Here is a 1,689-nt window from a genome sequence, read left to right on the forward strand (position 1 = left end):
TCTTATGGCATACATACCACTTAGAAAAGCGGTCGAATTTCTGGGATTGCATCCAAACACCTTGAGGAGATATGCAGATGAGGGGAAAATCAAAAGCATTAAAAACCCGGCAGGACAAAGATTATACGATGTCGAATCATACATCACGGGCGATTCAATTAGAACTCCCACTATTTGCTACTGCCGGGTCAGTTCCTCAAAACAGCGAGATGACCTTGATAGACAAATCGCCTATATGCAATCCCTCTACCCAGACGCAGAAATCATCAAAGATATTGGCTCAGGACTCAACTTCAAAAGAAAAGGTCTGCGCTCCCTACTGGACAGACTTTTGCAAGGAAATAAATTCATCCTTGTTGTTGCCTGTCGGGACAGACTCGCAAGATTTGGATTTGAACTTGTACAATATATGGTCGAACAAAACGGTGGACAAATCGTGGTTCTTGACAAAACAGTACACTGTCCACAATCAGAACTTACCCAGGATTTACTCTCAATCCTTCACGTCTTTTCCTGTAGAATGCACGGACTTAGGAAATACTCTAAAAAAATCAAAGAAGATTTATCTGAAATTGAGTCCTGCACAGAAAAGGAAAATTAAATATTGGTTTGGTGCTTCCAGGTGTGCTTATAACGAAACAATTCGATATTTACAAACTCCAGAAACAAAAGCCAATTGGAAAGGGATAAAAACCGGGATTATTCAAGGATTACCTGATTGGTGTAAAGATGCACCATATCAAATTAAGGCGATTGCCATCAAAGATGCTTGTCAGGCTGTTAAGAATGCCAAGAAAAAGTATATTGATGGTGGTGGGATTAGTAGGTGTAGATTTAGAACCAAAAAAGATCCTGTACAGTCTTGTTATATTCCCAAATCTGCCATAAAAGATGCAGGAATTTATCACACTGTTTTAGGAGAATTAGAATATAAAGAAACTTTACCTGATGGGTTTGGAGATTGCAGATTAGTCTCATTTTATGGAGATTACTACATCTGCTTACCAACAGAAAGCCCACGACACAAGACCGAGAACCAAGGGCGTGTCGTGGCTTTAGATCCCGGAATTAGAAATTTTTTAACCTTCTTCTCTGATAATAGCTTTGGATGGTTAGGCGAAAATGCTAATCTAAGAATCCAAAAACTTTGTTTTAAGCTAGATAAGTTAATCAGCAAAATATCTAAAGCTAAAAGCAGACAAAAGAAAAGATTAAAAAATGCTGCAACTCGGTTAAGAGGAAAGATTAAATATCTAGTGGACGAGTTGCATAAAAAGACATCTAGGTTTCTGGTTGATAATTTTGATGTGATTTTACTTCCTACTTTCGAGACATCTATTATGTCTAGAAAAGCCAAGAGAAGAATCAGGTCTAAATCAGTTCGACAAATGCTTACGTTAAGTCATTACAAGTTCAAGAAATTTATCAAACACAAAGCAAATGAATTTCATAAAATAGTAATTGATGTTAATGAAGCATATACTTCAAAAACAGTAAGTTGGACTGGTGAAATTATCAATAATCTAGGGGGATCTAAAATCATCAAATCTCGGCTAGATGGTAGAATCATGAACCGAGATTTGAATGGTGCGCGAGGAATTTATCTTCGTGCATTGGTTGATACGCCTTGGTTGAGAGACAATCTCAACTTATGTATTTGTTAGCATTAGTTAGCGAAAAAGTATCGGT

General features: G+C 37.3%; 2 protein-coding genes. Both read left to right on the top strand.

The features are described from left to right. Window positions 1–601: IS607 family transposase (locus ACIR310F_RS24690; RefSeq protein ID WP_331271293.1), on the top strand; the 601-nt coding region annotated here is incomplete at its 5' end. Then, complete coding sequence (locus ACIR310F_RS0100365; RefSeq protein WP_081677526.1) at window positions 573–1,664, top strand: RNA-guided endonuclease InsQ/TnpB family protein; 1,092 nt, start codon at window positions 573–575, stop codon at window positions 1,662–1,664. The genes ACIR310F_RS24690 and ACIR310F_RS0100365, both read left to right, overlap by 29 nt. Window positions 1,665–1,689 lie beyond the last annotated feature (25 nt).

Source organism: Dolichospermum circinale AWQC310F (assembly GCF_000426925.1).
Taxonomy (GTDB): Bacteria; Cyanobacteriota; Cyanobacteriia; order Cyanobacteriales; family Nostocaceae; genus Dolichospermum; species Dolichospermum circinale.